The following is a 17,805-nucleotide window of genomic DNA, read 5'->3' as shown; positions in this document are numbered from 1 at the left end:
GAAAAAACGGGATTATTCAGCCGGCGGAACGTAGCCTTCGGCCTTGGCGTATTCCTCGCCGGAAAAGAACTTGTCCATCTCGCCCTGAAGGTATTTGCGGTCTTCGGCGTTCATCATGTTCAGGCGTTTTTCGTTGATCAGCAGGGTCTGGTGTTTCTGCCAGTCCGCCCAGGCCTTGGCCGAGACATGGTCAAAAATGTCCTGACCTTTTGCACCCGGAAATGGAGCGCGCTCCAGGGCGGGCAATTCTTCTTTGTACTTGCGGCACTTGATGGTGCGGGTCATGACGACTCTCCTGCGTTCAATACGGCGGCCGCGCGTTCGAGCAAGGTTTTGACCGGGGCGGCAAGGCCCAGGCGCGGCGGGGTGGCGAGGTTATACCAGAGCCAGTCGGCCTCGGCCACGTGATGGCCGGCCTCCTGGACCTGAACCAGCCAGGGTTCGATGGATAACTGAAAGTGGCTGAAGGTGTGCACCAGGCTTGGCAGTGCCTGTTGGGTGCCCAATTCCAGCGAATGCTGTGAAGCCAGATGTTGCAGGTCGTCGAGGTCGTCGAGTTCCGGCAGGCTCCAGAGACCGCCCCACAGGCCCGTGGAAGGGCGACGGTAAAGCAGAATCGCCCCTTCGCCATTGGCGAGCATCGGCATCAGCGTGCGCTTCTGTGGCACGGCTTTGCGCGGTTTGGGAATCGGGTAGCGGGTTTCCAGGCCAAGCATATGCGCCTCGCAACCCTTTTCCAGCGGGCAGAGCAGACAGCTCGGTTTGCTGCGGGTGCAGAGTGTGGCGCCCAGGTCCATCATCGCCTGGGTGTAGGCGTTGACACGGGTCTGTGGCGTGAAGCGCTCAGCGTTGGCCCACAGCTGTTTGGCAACCTTGGGGTCGCCCGGATAACCCTCTTGCGCGGTAAAGCGCGCCAGCACGCGTTTGACGTTGCCATCGAGGATCGGCGCCCGCAGGCCCATGCTCAGGCTGGCAATCGCGCCGGCGGTGGACAGGCCGATACCCGGCAGATCGGTGAGCTTTTCCACATCACGGGGAAACTCGCCGCCATATTCGGCAACGACAATCTTCGCGGTCTTCTGCAAGTTGCGCGCGCGGGTGTAGTAACCGAGACCGGTCCACAGGTGCAGCACTTCGTCTTCCGGCGCGGCGGCCAGGGCTTCGACCGTCGGCAACGAAGCCATGAAACGGTCGAAGTAGTTCAGCACAGTGCTGACCTGGGTTTGCTGCAACATGATTTCCGAAACCCACACCCGATAAGGGGTGATGCCCTGCTGCCAAGGCAAATCGTGGCGGCCGTGGCGGTCGTACCAATCCAGCACCGCTGTTGAAAACTGCTCGGCTCTCATCGCTTGAACAGCCCCTTGAGCGCGTTTTTCAGTTCCGGGCTGACTTTATCGCCAAGCTTCTCGTCGATTTTTTCGCTGATCCGTTCGCCAGCCAGTTTGCTCGCGACTTGTCCCATGCGTTCGTTGTCGAGGCGACAAGCCTTGGCGCCCAGTTCCAGCGGCCCACGGCAGCGCAGTGGCCACTCGATGCCGACGAAGCGCTCGCTGACCTGGCAGGCCGGGTCCGGCATGTCGCTCTTGTCGCCTTCGACGATCACGCCGACGCGGTAATCCATGCCCAGCACCCGCAGGTCGATGTCGCCGTTACCGTTGACGGTCATGCCCGGGATGCGCACTTTCAGGTCGGGGTTACTGGCCACGCCGTTGCGCAAGGTCAGGTTGCCCTTGAGTTCTTCGAACGGTGTGTCCTTGCCCCGTGGCTCGCCGGTGAGGGTTTTGCGATTCAGGGTGGCGATGCCTTTGCACAGTTGCTGCTCAAGGTTGGCATTGAGCAGCACGCCGTTGTTGATGACGAAACTGGCATTGCCGTTGAGGTTGTCGATCAACACGCTCTGGCTATTGCCGCTGCTGGTCAGCGCGCTATCGAGCGTAACCAGGCCTTGGACCGGTGGATTTTTCCCCTGGCTTTCGAGGATTTTTTCTACAGGCACTTTACTGATGCGCGTCTGCATGTTCAGCGCCGGCACTTGCTGGCGCACGTCCAGGGTACCTTTGGCTTCGAAGTTGCCGTCGTACAGGTCGCCGCGCAGGTTCTCCAGGGTCAGCAGGCCGCCTTGGCCTGTGGCTTTGAGTGCAGCATTCTGAATCGGCAGTTTGTCGAGGGTCAGCTGGCCGAAGGTCAGGTCGGCGTTCACGTCGAGTTTGCTCAGACGCTCTACCGGCAACAGGCGCTCGGTGCTCCACGGGCCTTTGGTCGGTGAGGGGGGCAGCGGTGAACTGCCCGCGCCAGCCATGGCCTCGCTCTCTGTGTTGGTCACTTCGGCCTGACGCACCTGCTTCGCGCTGTTGGCTTGGGCGGATTTTGGCGGCAAGTAACGATCGACGCTGAAGGTGTCAGCCTTGAGGTTCATGCGCAGCGATTGCTTGGCGAAGTCCTCGACAGCGATGCGGCCGCTGAAAGTGCTGTCGTCGAGTTTCAGGTTGAGGTTATCGAGGGACAAACTGGTCGGCGTGCCGGTAACCTGGCTGGCCAATTCGACTTTGCTCAGGCTGCCTTCGGCCATCGCCGGGAGTTTCTGGCCGATGCTGTCGACGAATTTCGCCAGATCGAATTGAGCAATCGACAGGCCGCCGCTGATTTGCGGGGTTTTGTCGAGGTCGTTGGCCTTCAGTTCACCCAAGGCGCGCAGTTGGTTGGCGGAGATTTTGATGCCGGTCCATTCGGCGACGTTGGCAGCCCTGTCCAGCAGCAGCTGACCTTGCGCGGCGAAGGTCATGGTCTTGCCTTGCAGTGGATCGCCAGCGACTTCACCGGAGAGTTTCATGTCTTCGAATTTGTAGCGTTGCAGCGCACGCTCGAAACGCAACTCGCCGGCCAGCTCCGTCCGCACCCGCAGAACTGGTTGGTTAGTACCGAGGAACGCGGTGAGTTTGACCGGAATGTTGGTCGAATCATGTACCGGACCAGTGCTCAGCTGGATGCTTTCGGCGCTGAACTGCTTGCCGGTTCTCTCGTCGCTGTATGCAACGCGGGCGTTATTGACGGTCAGGCTGTCGATGTCCAGACGGATCGGCTGGGCCGGTTTTTCTGCCTGAGCGGTAGTTGTTGGCGCAGGTTCGCCGGTAGCGGCGGGCGGCGTGGCCGAGGTGCTCGGGGTGGCAGGCGCCGGGGCCTTGCCGATGTCTTCCCAGTTACCGTGGCCGTTCTTGTCGCGATTCAGGCGCAGGTTCAGGCCTTCGACGCGCACATCACTCATCTGCACTTCGCGGCGCAGCAACGGAATCACGCGGACTGACAGGCCGAGCATCTGCAAGTCAGCAAACGGCTCGGCAGGCTTGGCCAGGGTTGCAACACTGGCTTCGTGCAATTCCAGGCCCAGCCAGGGAAACAGGCTCCAGCCGATATCGCCATTGAGCGTCAGCTCGATGTGGGCCTTGTCGCGGGCAATCTGGCGAATCTCGTCTTTATAGTCGTTGGGATCGAAGAGGTGGGTCAGGGCAAAGCCCAGCGCCACAATGATCAGCAACAGCCCGAGAAGTACCAGACCCAGGATTTTGCCGAACGCTTTCATGGGCGAGTCCTTGTATTAGTCGAATTCGAAATTTAGCCGGGGAGTATAGCGCTCCGAAGTGGCCGATCGTTCAGCGATCACGTCGGGAGCTCATCCAGCGCTACCTTCAGCTTAGCCGCCAGCGCTTGAGCTTCGAGGTGCCCGGCAGGCGCCAACAGTCGCAATGTCGCGCCCGATTGCGAGGCCATTTTTTGCGCTTCGTTCACCAGACGCTCGGCAACGCCACGATGACGGGTGATTTTTCGTACGCATAAATGGGACAAATGCCAGATGTCCTGGTGCCGTTGCAAGCGTGCGGCGCCCAATAGCCGATCATTAAAGCGTCCGGCAATCAGCGAACCGTCCTGCAGGCAGTCTTCGATCAGCTGCATGTCCCCTGCGAATGGCGCAAACAGCCAATCCGGGGCGTCGCGGTAGATCTTCTGCAGATCTTGCTGATCCTGATAAGTGGCTTGGTTCAGCAGCTCGACAACGATCGGCATGGCGCTTCCTTTGAAAAGTTAATCCGCGTGAAAAAACATTTTGTTGCGGTTGTACGAGAACAGACGACATACAAAAAGGTGATATCAGTTTGGTTTTTCTGTCACGTGCAAATGGTAACCTCTGCCCGTTCGCCCGTCCCTTCCGGGACGTGATGTCGCACCAAAATGGAGCTTCACCTAAAAACAGTCATGCCTGCGTGCATAAAGGCTGGGGGTGAAGTACGGCTGGCGAACAAATACTAATAATTGGGGGAAACACCATGACCACGAGCATCACGGCGGACGACTTTGCCGACCAGCCCGCGTTCCTGTCCAAGGAGCGCATCATCGCCAAGCCCGGTTTTAACCGTTGGCTGGTTCCACCGGCCGCTCTGGCCATCCACCTGTGCATCGGCATGGCCTACGGCTTTTCGGTGTTCTGGTTGCCGTTGTCCAAAGCCTTGGGCGTCACCAAGGCAGTGACCTGCGCGCCGGACATGAGCTTCATCGCTCAAGTCTTTACGTCTCAATGCGACTGGCCGATCTCGATGCTCGGCTGGATCTATACCCTGTTCTTCATCTTCCTTGGCTGCTCGGCAGCGATCTGGGGCGGCTGGCTGGAACACGCAGGTCCTCGCAAGGCCGGTGTGGTGTCGGCACTGTGCTGGTGTGGCGGTCTGCTGATTTCGGCGCTGGGGGTCTATACCCACCAGATCTGGCTGATGTGGATCGGCTCCGGGGTCATTGGCGGTATCGGCCTGGGCCTGGGTTACATCTCGCCGGTCTCGACCCTGATCAAGTGGTTCCCGGACAAGCGCGGCATGGCCACAGGCATGGCGATCATGGGCTTCGGTGGTGGTGCGATGGTCGGTGCTCCTCTGGCCGCAGCGCTGATGGGCCACTTCGCTTCGCCAACCAGCGTGGGCGTATGGCAGAGTTTCCTGGTGATGGCCGCGATCTACTTCGTGTTCATGATCGGTGGCGCGCTGTCCTACCGCGTTCCGCCAACTGGCTGGAAGCCTGAAGGCTGGACTGCTCCGGCGAAAAAAGCTTCGAACGCGATGATCACTCACCGTCACGTCCACGTGAATGTGGCGTGGAAGACCCCGCAATTCCGTCTGGTGTGGCTGGTGCTGTGCCTGAACGTATCCGCCGGTATCGGCATCCTCGGCATGGCTTCGCCGCTGTTGCAGGAAGTGTTCGGGGGCAAACTGATCGGTGTTGATCTGCTATTTGGTCAACTGGACGCTGGTCAACTGGCCTCGATCGCGGCGATCGCTGCCGGTTTCACCGGTTTGCTGAGCCTGTTCAACATTGGTGGCCGGTTCTTCTGGGCTTCGTTCTCGGATTATCTGGGTCGCAAAAACACTTATTTTGTGTTCTTCGCCCTCGGTTTCGCGCTGTACGCGCTGATCCCTAACCTCGGTCACCTGGGCAGCGTTGCGCTGTTCGTGGCGGCGTTCTGCATCATCCTGTCGATGTACGGCGGTGGTTTTGCGACGGTGCCGGCTTACCTGGCTGACTTGTTCGGCACGCAAATGGTCGGCGCAATCCACGGTCGTCTGCTGACGGCGTGGGCGGCGGCGGGTGTGTTGGGGCCGGTGTTGGTGAACTACCTGCGTGAATATCAACTGAGCATCGGCGTTGAACGTGCGGCGGCTTACGACATCACCCTGTACATCCTCGCGGGCCTGCTGGTGCTGGGTTTCCTGTGCAACCTGATGGTTCGCCCGGTGGCCGACAAGTACTTCATGAGCGACGCTGAACTGGCGGCCGAACAGGCGCTGGGCCACGACAAGGGTGCTGACGCCAGCACCGTGCTGGAGTGGAAAGCGGACGCAGGCACCAAGCCGTTGGCGGTGGCTGCGTGGCTGGTGGTGGGTATTCCGTTGGCGTGGGGTGTGTGGGTGACGCTGCAGAAAACAGCGGTTCTCTTCCAGTAAGCTTCCCGTAACGGATCGTTCCCACGCTCTGCGTGGGAACGCCTCCCGTGACGCTCCGTGTCACATCCAGAGCGGACGCGGAGCGTCCAGGGCTGCACTCCCACGCAGAGCGTGGGAGCGATCAGTGGTCTTGGGGTACTTGTACTGACATGTACATCGCTGGCGGCTCTGAATTCACTCCGTCAGTGATATCACCTCTCGTGTTTCTGTTTAGCGCCCGCGACCCTATAATGGCTGCCTTTTTCGCCCCAATGATTTTTGCGGAGCTGGTGATGGCCGAACGTATGGCGTCTGTCGAGCGCGACACTCTGGAAACCCAGATCAAAGCCTCGATCAACCTGGATGGCACCGGAAAGGCCCGATTTGATATCGGTGTACCTTTTCTTGAGCACATGCTGGACCAGATCGCCCGTCACGGGCTGATCGACCTGGATATTGTCAGCAAGGGCGACCTGCATATCGACGACCACCACACGGTGGAAGACGTCGGTATCACCCTGGGTCAGGCCTTCACCAAAGCCATCGGCGACAAGAAAGGCATCCGTCGCTACGGCCACGCCTACGTGCCGCTCGATGAAGCGCTGTCGCGTGTGGTGATCGACTTTTCCGGCCGTCCTGGCTTGCAGATGCATGTTCCTTATACCCGCGCGACCGTCGGCGGTTTCGACGTTGACCTGTTCCAGGAATTTTTCCAGGGCTTCGTCAACCATGCCAACGTCACCCTGCACATCGACAATCTGCGTGGGCACAACACCCACCACCAGATCGAAACCGTATTCAAGGCTTTCGGCCGCGCCCTGCGCATGGCTGTGGAGCTGGATGACCGCATGGCCGGTCAGATGCCGTCGACCAAAGGCGTTCTGTAATGCAGACGGTCGCGGTTATCGATTACGGCATGGGCAACCTGCACTCGGTGGCCAAGGCCCTCGAGCACGTCGGTGCCGGCAAGGTTCTGATCACCAGCGATGCCGATGTGATTCGCGAAGCCGATCGCGTGGTATTCCCCGGCGTCGGTGCAATTCGCGATTGCATGGCGGAGATCCGTCGCCTGGGCTTCGACTCGCTAGTGCATGAAGTCAGCCAGGACCGTCCGTTCCTCGGCATCTGCGTCGGCATGCAAGCCTTGCTCGACAGCAGCGAAGAGAACAACGGCGTGGACTGCATCGGCCTGTTTCCAGGCCAGGTGAAGTTCTTCGGCAAAGATCTGCACGAAGATGGCGAACACTTGAAAGTGCCGCACATGGGCTGGAACGAAGTGAAACAGACAGTAGAACACCCGCTGTGGCACAACATTCCGGACCTGGCGCGTTTTTACTTCGTGCACAGCTACTACATCGCTGCCGGCAATGCGCGGCAGGTGGTGGGTAGCGGTCACTACGGTGTCGATTTCGCCGCAGCGCTGGCCGACGGCTCGCGTTTTGCCGTGCAGTTCCACCCGGAGAAGAGCCATACCCATGGCCTGCAATTGCTGCAGAACTTCGCTGCGTGGGATGGTCGCTGGTAAATGGCTGCCAAAAAGAAGCCGCCGATCCTGACCCTCACTCCCGAGCAGGAGAACGAGGCCAATCACAAGATCAAACGCTTCATGGAGGACCGTTTCGAGCTGGACCTGGGTTCGTTCGAAGCGGCTGAAATCCTTGAGCTGTTTACCCGCGAAATTGCTCCGCACTATTACAACAGGGCGATTTTCGATGTGCAGACGCACCTCAAAGAGAGGTTCGAAAGCATCGAAAGCGACCTGTGGGCGCTCGAGAAAAACTGATTTCCGAGCGAAGCTGAATACTCGAATTTGAAGGTTTGCCAGATGCTGATTATTCCCGCTATCGATCTTAAAGACGGTGCCTGTGTTCGTCTGCGCCAGGGCCGCATGGAAGATTCCACGGTGTTCTCCGATGACCCGGTGAGCATGGCTGCCAAGTGGGTGGAAGGCGGTTGCCGCCGTCTGCATCTGGTCGACCTGAACGGTGCCTTCGAAGGCCAGCCGGTCAACGGCGAAGTGGTCACCGCCATCGCCAAGCGCTACCCGAACCTGCCGATTCAGATCGGCGGCGGTATCCGCTCGCTGGAAACCATTGAACACTACGTCAAAGCGGGCGTGAGCTACGTGATCATCGGCACCAAAGCCGTGAAAGATCCGGCTTTCGTTGCGCAAGCCTGCCGCGCGTTCCCGGGCAAAGTGATCGTCGGTCTGGATGCCAAAGACGGTTTTGTCGCCACTGACGGCTGGGCTGAAATCAGCACCATCCAGGTGATCGACCTGGCCAGGCAATTCGAAGCCGACGGTGTGTCCGCGATCGTTTATACCGACATCGCCAAAGACGGCATGATGCAGGGCTGCAACGTTTCGTACACCGCCGCCCTGGCTGCTGCGACGAAGATTCCAGTGATCGCTTCCGGCGGTATCCACAATCTGGGTGACATCAAGTCGCTGCTTGACGCCAAGGCGCCAGGCATCATCGGCGCCATCACCGGCCGGGCGATTTACGAAGGCACCCTCGATGTCGCTGAAGCGCAAGCTTTCTGCGATTCGTACAAAGGCTGAGGACTCACCATGGCGCTGGCCAAACGCATCATCCCTTGCCTGGACGTGGATAACGGCCGGGTGGTCAAGGGCGTCAAGTTCGAGAATATTCGCGATGCCGGCGACCCGGTGGAAATCGCCCGTCGTTACGACGAGCAAGGTGCCGACGAGATTACCTTTCTCGACATCACCGCCAGCGTCGACGGTCGCGACACCACGCTGCATACCGTCGAACGCATGGCCAGCCAGGTGTTCATCCCGCTGACCGTGGGCGGCGGCGTGCGTACCGTGCAGGACATTCGCAACTTGCTCAACGCCGGTGCGGACAAGGTCTCGATCAACACCGCTGCTGTATTCAACCCGGAATTCGTCGGCGAAGCGGCCCAGCATTTCGGCTCGCAATGCATCGTCGTCGCCATCGACGCGAAGAAGGTCTCCGGCCCGGGCGAAACCCCGCGCTGGGAAATCTTCACCCATGGCGGTCGCAAGCCAACCGGCCTCGACGCCGTTGAGTGGGCGAAGAAGATGGAAGGCCTCGGTGCCGGTGAAATCCTGCTGACCAGCATGGACCAGGACGGCATGAAAAACGGCTTCGACCTGGGCGTCACCCGCGCCATCAGCGATGCGCTGGGGATTCCGGTGATCGCGTCCGGCGGTGTCGGCAATTTGCAGCACTTGGCCGATGGCATTCTCGAAGGCCACGCCAGCGCAGTGCTGGCGGCGAGTATTTTCCACTTCGGCGAATACACCGTGCAGGAAGCCAAGGCCTACATGGCTCATCGCGGCATCGTGATGCGCTAAACACTACAGGCCAGTGGACAGTATGGCGGGCTCAAGGCACTCTTGAGCACGCCATGGATTCCGGTAGCCCGACATGCTTAAACGTCTTCTTCTTGTCCTCGCCAGCGCTTCTCTGTTGCTCGTCAACGGAGCCCGCGCCGCAGAAAATCCCGCCACCGACCTGGTGCTGCTGACGGAAAACTTCCCGCCGTACAACATGGCGAAGAATGGCAAAAATTTCGCTCAGGACGAGAACATCAACGGCATTGCCGTGGACATCATTCGTGAGATGTTCAAGCGCGCGGACATGACCTACAGCCTGACGCTGCGTTTTCCGTGGGAGCGAATCTACAAGCTTGCTCTGGAGAAACCGGGTTACGGCGTGTTCGTGATGGCGCGTTTGCCGGACCGCGAAAAGCTATTCAAATGGGTCGGTCCGATTGGTCCGGATGACTGGATCATGCTGGCCAAGGCTGACAGCAAGATCAGTCTTGAAACGCTGGATGACGCCCGCAAGTTCAAGATCGGCGCGTACAAGGGCGATGCGATCGCCGAGACGCTGGCCAAGCAGGGTCTCAAACCCATTGTCGTGCTACGTGATCAAGATAACGCGAAGAAACTTACCAGCGGCCTGATCGACCTGTGGGCGACGGGTGATCCGGCCGGACGCTATCTGGCCCGCCAGGACGGTGTGGTCGGACTTAAAACCGTGCTGCGTTTCAACAGCGCCGAGCTTTACCTGGCGCTGAACAAGGGGGTTCCAGACGAAGTGGTGGCCAGACTTCAGGCGGCGCTGGATCAACTGCGCAAGGAAGGCGTGGTGGACGACATCATGGCGCGCTATCTCTGATACTCCGGTTGGTGAAATGTTGTTCCCTATAGAAAGTTATCGAGCTCCAGTGGGTGGCGTTACCAAATCAAATCGCGTTGCCGAGGGTTGCAGGTCTGACTCATTGCTGGCGTAACTACAGACTTTCAAAGGGCTGTCTGGTGGCAGCAACTCGAGCTCCGCTGCTTTCTTGTACCGCTCGTCACGGAAACCGGCACAGGGTGTGTTATCGACGCTCGTTGAATAGAAGAAATGCGAGCTGAAATCAGGATATGCGCCTTCCCATTGCATCGATGTAAATTTTTTATTATGGCCAAACGCTGGTTCAGGAGCGGGCTCTGCAAGATGGGCCGCGTGGGTGAAAGTATTCTTCAGTAATGGAGTTGTCAGTTTTTGTTCTTTCGTACGTACACCTATTATGCACAATACATGCATGCGCGTTTCGGGACCGACAGAATCATTAATATGGCCGTTTGTAGCGCTGATGGCGACACTATAGTTTTCTGGTTTCTCGCAATTGAGGGCATCTCGCACAGTTTTGTATCGGTAATGTGGAGTATCAATGTTGAATGCAAAATTCCATGTCGGCATTGTTTCATTGCCCAAATAGTCCATTTCAGGCCGAAGTCTGGTTCTTAAGAATAAGCTCTCGAAGTCGACGTTCACGTTGATTTGTTGTAAGTCACACGTTGCAGTGCCATTGCTGAATATTCCATTTATGAAACAGCTTGATAAAAACGCGGGTGAAAAACCGTAATGGCGTTCAGAAACAATACTCGTGATCTGGTTTGTTCGCCGATCAACCATTGGGCTACCGGAGCTCCCGTTATCCAAATCCTTGCACTCGTTCACTAACCCACCGGGAAATGCGGGCGGTATACCAGAGATAGTCCTGGACACTTCCTGGGTGCAGGCACTCAAGCGCAAGGTCCTGGTGGTGAAGGTGCCGGGTGCACCGACATTGAGCACGTCATGAGAGAAAAAAGGGGGCGCGGGTGAAATTTTGAGAGGCATGATCTGGTCTTGCAATAATGCCGACAGAGGCTTCTCAAGTTCGAGTATCGCTAGATCTGTTCCTAACATGCTTGTCCAGATGGCCGTACGGACTTTGTATGTTTTGTGATTGGATGCCGTGTCTTGAAAATAATTGAACGTTACGTTTGCAGTGAACTCATGATTCAGCTTTGAAGTACCATATTCAGCTAATACGCAGTGGCCGGCTGTGATTACATAGGCGGGCGCAGTGTTCGTCCAGCCGGAATCTCTGGTGTCAATAAGAACTGCGGTGCAAGTACCTTTGGGCGTATTCAAGAGGCCAATTCCCGTCCAGCGTGAATACCGGCTGTCACTGTTTGTTAACGGTTTGGAAGGGGAGCCGTTCTTTAAATTGTCTCCGATATCAGTTTGTGCAGCTTCAGCGAACAAAAAGAAGTGACTGATCAGGTAAATTGTCAAAGTGATATGTTTGAATTTCATTTGCCATCCTTGGCGATAGATGTTTGTGGTGACAGGAGAGCAGACTCGAATGCCTGCTGTGTGATTCATAGCGTCGAGGTAGGGTGACGATTATTCGCAGGGGCAGGTGGTACATATTTATATAGTCGGCCGCCGCGCAATGGCTGGTAAATAACCGGATGGGTTAATTAGCGAGAGGCATCCGGTAAATGCCGTCCTTCCCATGCCCAGCCATCGCCCGATTGCCGCGCACGCTGATCATCTGTTTGATATCGATCCAGTCAATGCCCTGAGCCTTGAGCTTGGGCAATTCACGTTCGAGCACCGCCAATGTCTGCGGATACGGATGCCCGATCATCACCGCAGAACCCTGCTTGCGCGCCAGGCTGATAGCCGTCTGTAGCTGAGTGTGGATCGCGGCTTCAGTGGGTTCGTCATCTAGGAACACATCCCGTGAAACGCTCGCCAAACCGATTTTCTGCGCCTCGGCGGCCGCCACGGTTTGCGCGCTGGTACGGCTGTCGACGAAGAACTTGTGTCGACGCTGCAAGTCCGCCATCAGCCAGGCCATGGCCGGTTGCTGAGCGGTCATGCGGCTGCCCATGTGGTTGTTGATGCCAGCGGTATACGGCACAGCCTTGAACGCCGCGTTCAAGCGCTTCTCGAGTTCTTCGATGGGTAATTCGGGATGCCAGGCAAACGGTCCGGTGGCCGGGGCCATGGGCATGTGCAGGATGACGATCTTGCCGGCGCGATGGGCTTCGCGGGCGAACTCGGTGGCGTGGGGTGTGTCGGGCATGATTGCCGCGGTGACCGGGCCGGGCAGTGCCAGTACGCGGCGATCCTGGAGCAAGTTCTGCCCCAGGTCATCGATGATCAGGCTCAGATAAGCCTTCGCCGGTGTGGCCGCCGTCGTGGCAGGCGTCGCGTTAGCGACACCCGCCAGACAGCACAGCAGGCCGAGGAGCAACCGCAGGCGCATCTCAGCGGCCAGAAGTGATGCTCAGTCCTTTGAGCAGGCTCAGGGCCTGGGCCAACTGGTAATCGTCATCCTGCGGCATGGCCTTGGCTTTGCCGCCGGAACCGGTCGGTTTGTCGGCGCCGCCGTTGCCATTGCCCAGGTGACCTTGCAGATCGGCTTCCTTGAAGTATTCGCCGTCCTGCTCGTTGGTGATCTTGGCCCTGCGCACTTCGATGTCCGGGACGATACCCTGTGCCTGAATCGAGCGACCATTCGGTGTGTAGTACAACGCTGTGGTGATTTTCAGTGCGCGTTCGTTGTTCAGCGGCAACACGGTTTGTACCGAGCCTTTGCCGAAACTGTTGGTGCCCATGACCACTGCGCGTTTCTGATCCTGCAGGGCGCCTGCGACAATTTCCGAGGCGGAGGCGCTGCCACCGTTGATCAGCACGACCATTGGCACGGCTTCGCTTTCGTCCTTACCGGTGGCGGAGAAGCGCAATTCGGAGTTGGCGATACGGCCCTTGGTGTAGACGATCAGGCCCTTGGTGATGAAATGGTCGACCACTTCCACCGCCGATTGCAGCACGCCGCCCGGGTTGTTACGCAGGTCGAGGACGATGCCGCTGAGCTTCTTGCCGTTGTCTTTGCGCAGTTTGGCCAGGGCCTTGGAGACCTCTTCGCCGGTCTTGACCTGGAACTGGGTGATGCGAATGTAGCCGTAGCCGGATTCCAGCAACTGGCTCTTCACGCTCTTCACTTGAATGATGGCGCGGACCAGGGTCACGTCGAACGGCGCACCGCCGTCGCGCACCAGGGTCAGTGTGATCTTCTGGCCGATCTTGCCGCGCATCTTGTCCACGGCTTCGGTCATGCTCTGGCCGCGAGTCGGCTGGCCATTGATCTTGACGATGAAGTCGCCGGCCTGAATGCCGGCCTTGGAGGCCGGAGTGTCATCGATGGGCGAAACCACTTTGATGAAACCGTCTTCGGCGCCGACTTCGATGCCCAGGCCGCCGAATTCGCCGCTGGTGCTTTCCTGCAATTCAGCGAAGTCTTCCGGGCCCAGATATGCGGAGTGCGGGTCGAGGTTGCTGAGCATGCCTTTAATGGCGTTTTCCAGCAGGGTCTTGTCGTCCACAGGTTCTACATAGGCTGCCTTGATCCGGTCCATGACCTCGGCAAAGGTGCGCAACTCGTCCAGCGGCAATGGCGCCTTGGTGGTCGCAGCGGTGCCTGCAGGTGCAATCGCCGGGGCAGGCTCAGCGGCAAACGCCAACGGTGCGCCGATCACCAGGGCAATCGTCAGGGCCTGCGAGGTAAGGCGGGACAAATACAGCATGTCGAACGAACTCCTGAATTAGGTAACGTGCTTATCCTTGCGCACGACACCATTGCGCCGGATCACTCGGGTGACCCTGCTGACGAATAGCGAAATACAGTGCTGGTGTGTCCTGCCCGCCACTGTTACCGACAGTGGAGATGGACTCACCGGCTTTTACCACGTCACCCGCAGACTTGAGCAGCGTCTGGTTGTGACCGTAAAGACTCAAAAAACCGTTGCCGTGGTCGAGGATCACCAGCAACCCGGCGCCTCGCAACCAATCGGCAAACACCACGCGGCCACCGTGAACGGCATGCACCTGGCTGCCGGCGGAGGCGCTGATCATCACGCCGTCCCATTTGGTGCGGGCATCGTCGCCACGGCTTTCACCGAACCGTGCCAGCAGTCGACCATTAACCGGCCATGGAAGTTTGCCTCGGGTGGAAGCAAAGGGGCCGCCAAAGGTTTCGCCTGAACTTGAAACCAGTGCGCCGGGTGTCGATTTAACGGTTTTGCGTGGGGCGTCAGTGGCATCTGCTTCAGCCTGAGCCTCACGTAAACGCTTTTTTTCGGCTTCCTGCTGGGCGATCAGCGCTTTTTGCCGCGCCTCTTCTGCCTCTCGGGCCTGACGGGCCAGGGTTTCTTCAATGGTTTTAAGGACTTTAGACAGATCCGCCTGATCCTGCTCGCGCGCCGCCAGTTTCTGATCGCGGGCCTTCACGTCGTCGCTGAGTTTGGCCAGGACTTGCTGGCGCTCCTTGCGGACCTTGTCGAGTTCGTCGCGCTGGCTGTCGAGGCTGCTTTTCTGCACCAGCAATTGCGCCTGCTGCATGGCGATGTCTTTTTCGACATTGGCCAGTTGGCGCAGGGTTTCGTTGAAACTCTTCAGCTGCTCCAGGCGAGCCTGGCTCAGGTAGTCGTAATAGGTGAGGGTGCGCGCGAATTTTTCCGGATTCTGCTGGTTGAGCAGCAACTTGAGGTACTCCTGTTGGCCATTCTGATAGGCCGCGCGGGCCTGAATGGCGATCAGTCGTTGCTGTTCAATGCGCGCGCTCTGGAGTTTTTTTTTCTCGGCATCGAGTCGCTGTAGCTCGGATTCGCTTTTCTTCAGCTCTTTTTGCAGGGCTTCGACCTGCTTCTCGAGCTTGCCCATCTCGGTTTCGGTGCCCTTGAGGTCTTTCTGCACTCCGGATTTTTCTTCCTGGAGTTTACCCAGCAATTTTTTCAGCTCGGCAATGTCCTGACGCGTGGCGTCCAACTGTTGTTGGGTTTGCGTGCGCTCGTCGGCAAAGGCCGGTTGAAGCAGGCAGGTCAGGGCAAGGGCTATCAGTACGCGAAGCATAGAGGCGGGCGACACCAGGGAAAGGGACGGCCTAGTATGCCCGCCAAGCGCAGCAAAAAAAATGCCCAATTGGGGCTGTGTGATAACTGGAGTAAGCGACAGGGTGAATTCCATTTCGAAAACTCCACAAACCACTGTGGGAGCGGGCTTGCCCGCGATGACGTCCTGACATTCAACATAGAGGTTGGCTGTCAGATTGCTATCGCGGGCAAGCCCGCTCCCACAGGGTTTGGCGTCGTCAGATGGATCTGATCAGACCAGAATCGAAGTCCCGGTCATTTCCACTGGTTTCTCAAGCCCCAGCAACATCAGCATGGTCGGCGCGACATCCGCCAGCACGCCGCCGTCGCGAACCTTGAAGTCACGCTTGCCGACATAAATGAACGGCACCGGCTCGGTGGTATGCGCGGTATGCGCCTGGCCAGTGGATGCGTCGGACATTTGCTCGACGTTGCCGTGGTCAGCGGTAATCAGGGCTTCGCCGCCGACTTTTTCCAGGGCATCGACGATACGGCCGACGCACAGGTCCAGACATTCAACCGCTTTGACGGCCGCATCGAAGACGCCACTGTGGCCGACCATGTCGCCGTTGGCGTAGTTGACCACGATCACGTCGTAACGCTGGTTTTCAATGGCATCAACGATGCGGTCGGTGACTTCCGGAGCGCTCATCTCGGGCTGCAAGTCATAGGTGGCGACTTTCGGCGACGGGATCAGGATGCGTTCTTCGCCCGGGAACGGTTCTTCGCGACCGCCGGAGAAAAAGAAAGTCACGTGGGCGTACTTCTCGGTTTCGGCGATGCGCAGCTGCGTCTTGCCGTTTTTCGCCAGGTAATCGCCCAGCACGTTGTCCAGGCTGCTTGCGGCGAAGGCCGACGGCGCGGGGATGCTGGCGGCGTATTGGGTCAGCATGACGAAACCGGCAAGTGCAGGCTGGCGAGCGCGTTCGAATTCCTTGAAATCGTCTTCGACGAACACGCGGGTCAATTCGCGAGCGCGGTCGGCGCGGAAGTTCATGAAGACTACGGCGTCGCCGTCTTCGACTTTCACCGGTTCGCCAATGGAGGTGGCTTTGACGAATTCGTCGCTCTCGCCACGTTCGTAGGCGGCTTGCAGGCCTTCCTGTGCGGTGGCGGCGTTGAATTCGCTGTTGCCATCGACAATCAGGTTGTAGGCCTGGGACACGCGATCCCAACGGTTGTCGCGGTCCATGGCGTAGTAACGGCCAATGATGCTGGCGATCCGGCCTTTGCCGAGGGCTTCGAAGGTCGCGTCCAGCAACTCGATCGACGACTGGGCGCTTTTCGGTGGCGTATCGCGGCCATCAAGGAAGGCGTGCAGGTAAATTTTCTCGGCGCCGCGCTTGTAGGCCAGCTCAGCCATGGCGACCAGGTGATCCTGGTGGCTGTGAACACCGCCATCGGACAGCAGACCCATGAAGTGCACGGCTTTGCCGGCAGCAACGGCTTTATCCACAGCAGCGCAGATGGTCGGGTTCTCGAAGAACTCGCCGTCGCGGATCGCTTTGGTCACACGCGTGAAGTCCTGGTACACCACGCGGCCGGCGCCGAGGTTCATGTGACCGACTTCGGAGTTGCCCATCTGGCCGTCCGGCAAGCCGACGTCCATGCCGCTGCCCGAGATCAGGCCGTTCGGCACGGTGGCCCACAAGCGGTCCAGTACGGGCTTTTTGGCCGCAAAGATGGCGTTGGATTCAGGGCTTTCACTGTGACCGAAGCCGTCGAGAATAATCAGGACCAAAGGTTTAGGCGTGGTAGTCATGGATTCCACTCGTGGCTGAGTAAAAGAAGGCGATGGAAAAGGGAGTGGCAGTTTAAAGCGAAGTTCCGATGCCGTCACCGCCGGACGGGGTTTGGCCCACCATAGTGGCTGTGTATACTGGCCGACATTTTAACGCCCTGGAACCTCCTTCGATGGTTGCTAACCTGATTCAATTTGCCACCAACCACTATCTGCTTGTCGGTATCTTCGTCGTACTGCTGGCGTTGCTGATCGCTTATCAGATGCAGGGCGGCGGCCGCAGCCTGAGCACCGGTGAACTGACCGGGCTGGTCAACAAGGACGCAGGCGTGGTGATCGACATCCGTCCGATCAAGGATTTCACCGCTGGTCACATTGTTGGCGCGTTGAACATTCCTCACGACAAACTGACCGCTCGCGTCGGCGAACTGGAAAAGCACAAGGCCAAGACCATTATCCTGGTCGACGCCATGGGCCAGACTGCCGGCACTCATGCCCGCGAGCTGATGAAAGCCGGCTTCACCGCCGCCAAGCTGTCCGGCGGTATTTCCAGCTGGAAAGCCGACAATCTGCCGCTGGTGAAGTGATATGAACCACGTCGTCGTCTATTCCAGCGATTACTGCCCTTATTGCTCGCGAGCCAAATACCTGCTCGAGAACAAAGGCGTAGCCTTCGAAGAGATCAAGGTCGATGGCAAGCCGCAGGTGCGTGCCGCAATGGCTCAGAAGGCCGGACGAACATCCGTGCCACAGATCTGGATCGGCAGCACCCACGTTGGCGGCTGTGATGATTTGTTTGCCCTGGAGCGCGCCGGCAAGCTCGACGCCATGCTCAAGGCCTGACTGCC

18 protein-coding genes are annotated in these 17,805 nt (G+C 58.6%); 9 read left to right on the top strand and 9 right to left on the bottom strand.

All coding sequences use genetic code 11. The features are described 5' to 3' along the window. Nucleotides 1-12: 12 nt before the first annotated feature. The 4 genes from NHU87_RS07675 to NHU87_RS07660 form a co-directional block, all read right to left on the bottom strand. On the bottom strand, nucleotides 13-285 hold the full coding sequence (locus NHU87_RS07675; RefSeq protein WP_253547109.1) for an oxidative damage protection protein: 273 nt from the start codon (nucleotides 283-285) through the stop codon (nucleotides 13-15). After that, nucleotides 282-1,349 (bottom strand): A/G-specific adenine glycosylase, encoded by a 1,068-nt coding sequence (gene mutY, locus NHU87_RS07670; protein WP_253547107.1) that lies wholly within the window; start codon nucleotides 1,347-1,349, stop codon nucleotides 282-284. The genes NHU87_RS07675 and mutY overlap by 4 nt, the downstream gene beginning before the upstream one ends. After that, a complete protein-coding gene (locus NHU87_RS07665) occupies nucleotides 1,346-3,580 on the bottom strand; it encodes an AsmA family protein (protein WP_253547105.1) in 2,235 nt (744 codons plus the stop codon). Before NHU87_RS07665 ends, mutY begins: the two co-directional genes overlap by 4 nt. Nucleotides 3,581-3,657: 77 nt before the next feature. Beyond that, nucleotides 3,658-4,062 (bottom strand): acetyl-CoA sensor PanZ family protein, encoded by a 405-nt coding sequence (locus NHU87_RS07660; RefSeq protein WP_253547103.1) that lies wholly within the window; start codon nucleotides 4,060-4,062, stop codon nucleotides 3,658-3,660. A 260-nt stretch (nucleotides 4,063-4,322) separates the two neighbouring features. Here NHU87_RS07660 and NHU87_RS07655 point away from each other — a divergent pair, with 260 nt between their 5' ends. The 7 genes from NHU87_RS07655 to NHU87_RS07625 all read left to right on the top strand — a co-directional run bounded on the left by NHU87_RS07655 (nucleotide 4,323) and on the right by NHU87_RS07625 (nucleotide 10,135). Further along, nucleotides 4,323-5,984, top strand: coding sequence for an OFA family MFS transporter (locus NHU87_RS07655; RefSeq protein WP_253547101.1), 1,662 nt, complete (start codon nucleotides 4,323-4,325; stop codon nucleotides 5,982-5,984). 272 nt (nucleotides 5,985-6,256) lie between these two features. Further along, complete coding sequence (gene hisB / locus NHU87_RS07650; protein ID WP_007939452.1) at nucleotides 6,257-6,850, top strand: imidazoleglycerol-phosphate dehydratase HisB; 594 nt, start codon at nucleotides 6,257-6,259, stop codon at nucleotides 6,848-6,850. Beyond that, nucleotides 6,850-7,488, top strand: a complete 639-nt coding sequence (hisH, locus tag NHU87_RS07645) for an imidazole glycerol phosphate synthase subunit HisH (protein WP_253547099.1) — start codon at nucleotides 6,850-6,852, stop codon at nucleotides 7,486-7,488. Before hisB ends, hisH begins: the two co-directional genes overlap by 1 nt. Then, complete coding sequence (locus tag NHU87_RS07640; RefSeq protein WP_046045558.1) at nucleotides 7,489-7,746, top strand: DUF2164 domain-containing protein; 258 nt, start codon at nucleotides 7,489-7,491, stop codon at nucleotides 7,744-7,746. Between the two features lie 42 nt (nucleotides 7,747-7,788). Further along, entirely contained in the window at nucleotides 7,789-8,526 is a 738-nt protein-coding gene (hisA, locus tag NHU87_RS07635) for a 1-(5-phosphoribosyl)-5-[(5-phosphoribosylamino)methylideneamino]imidazole-4-carboxamide isomerase (RefSeq protein WP_253547097.1), read from the top strand. Nucleotides 8,527-8,535: 9 nt separating this feature from the next. Next, nucleotides 8,536-9,306 carry an imidazole glycerol phosphate synthase subunit HisF gene (gene hisF / locus NHU87_RS07630; protein ID WP_007897430.1) on the top strand — a complete coding sequence of 257 codons (771 nt, stop codon included), beginning with the start codon at nucleotides 8,536-8,538 and terminating at the stop codon, nucleotides 9,304-9,306. A gap of 73 nt (nucleotides 9,307-9,379) precedes the next feature. Next, complete coding sequence (locus NHU87_RS07625; protein ID WP_253547095.1) at nucleotides 9,380-10,135, top strand: substrate-binding periplasmic protein; 756 nt, start codon at nucleotides 9,380-9,382, stop codon at nucleotides 10,133-10,135. Nucleotides 10,136-10,171: 36 nt separating this feature from the next. Here NHU87_RS07625 and NHU87_RS07620 read toward each other — a convergent pair whose 3' ends face one another. The 5 genes from NHU87_RS07620 to gpmI form a co-directional block, all read right to left on the bottom strand. Beyond that, complete coding sequence (locus NHU87_RS07620) at nucleotides 10,172-11,590, bottom strand: trypsin-like serine peptidase (RefSeq protein WP_253547093.1); 1,419 nt, start codon at nucleotides 11,588-11,590, stop codon at nucleotides 10,172-10,174. A 163-nt stretch (nucleotides 11,591-11,753) separates the two neighbouring features. Further along, nucleotides 11,754-12,551 carry a divergent polysaccharide deacetylase family protein gene (locus NHU87_RS07615; RefSeq protein WP_253547091.1) on the bottom strand — a complete coding sequence of 266 codons (798 nt, stop codon included), beginning with the start codon at nucleotides 12,549-12,551 and terminating at the stop codon, nucleotides 11,754-11,756. A 1-nt stretch (nucleotide 12,552) separates the two neighbouring features. Beyond that, a complete protein-coding gene (locus NHU87_RS07610) occupies nucleotides 12,553-13,872 on the bottom strand; it encodes a S41 family peptidase (protein ID WP_253547089.1) in 1,320 nt (439 codons plus the stop codon). Nucleotides 13,873-13,903: 31 nt separating this feature from the next. Then, nucleotides 13,904-15,196, bottom strand: coding sequence for a murein hydrolase activator EnvC family protein (locus NHU87_RS07605; protein WP_253547087.1), 1,293 nt, complete (start codon nucleotides 15,194-15,196; stop codon nucleotides 13,904-13,906). A gap of 252 nt (nucleotides 15,197-15,448) precedes the next feature. Then, complete coding sequence (gpmI, locus tag NHU87_RS07600) at nucleotides 15,449-16,978, bottom strand: 2,3-bisphosphoglycerate-independent phosphoglycerate mutase (protein WP_253547085.1); 1,530 nt, start codon at nucleotides 16,976-16,978, stop codon at nucleotides 15,449-15,451. A gap of 152 nt (nucleotides 16,979-17,130) precedes the next feature. On the opposite strand from gpmI, the gene NHU87_RS07595 reads away from it, so the two are divergent. Continuing rightward, complete coding sequence (locus NHU87_RS07595) at nucleotides 17,131-17,544, top strand: rhodanese-like domain-containing protein (protein WP_253547083.1); 414 nt, start codon at nucleotides 17,131-17,133, stop codon at nucleotides 17,542-17,544. Nucleotide 17,545: 1 nt separating this feature from the next. Further along, nucleotides 17,546-17,800 carry a glutaredoxin 3 gene (gene grxC / locus NHU87_RS07590; protein ID WP_253547081.1) on the top strand — a complete coding sequence of 85 codons (255 nt, stop codon included), beginning with the start codon at nucleotides 17,546-17,548 and terminating at the stop codon, nucleotides 17,798-17,800. Nucleotides 17,801-17,805: the final 5 nt, after the last annotated feature.

The organism is Pseudomonas mandelii (genome assembly GCF_024138395.1).
GTDB lineage: Bacteria > Pseudomonadota > Gammaproteobacteria > Pseudomonadales > Pseudomonadaceae > Aquipseudomonas > Aquipseudomonas mandelii_E.
The sequence above is the reverse complement of the archived record's forward strand: the minus strand, read 5'-3'. Positions and strand labels throughout refer to the sequence as shown.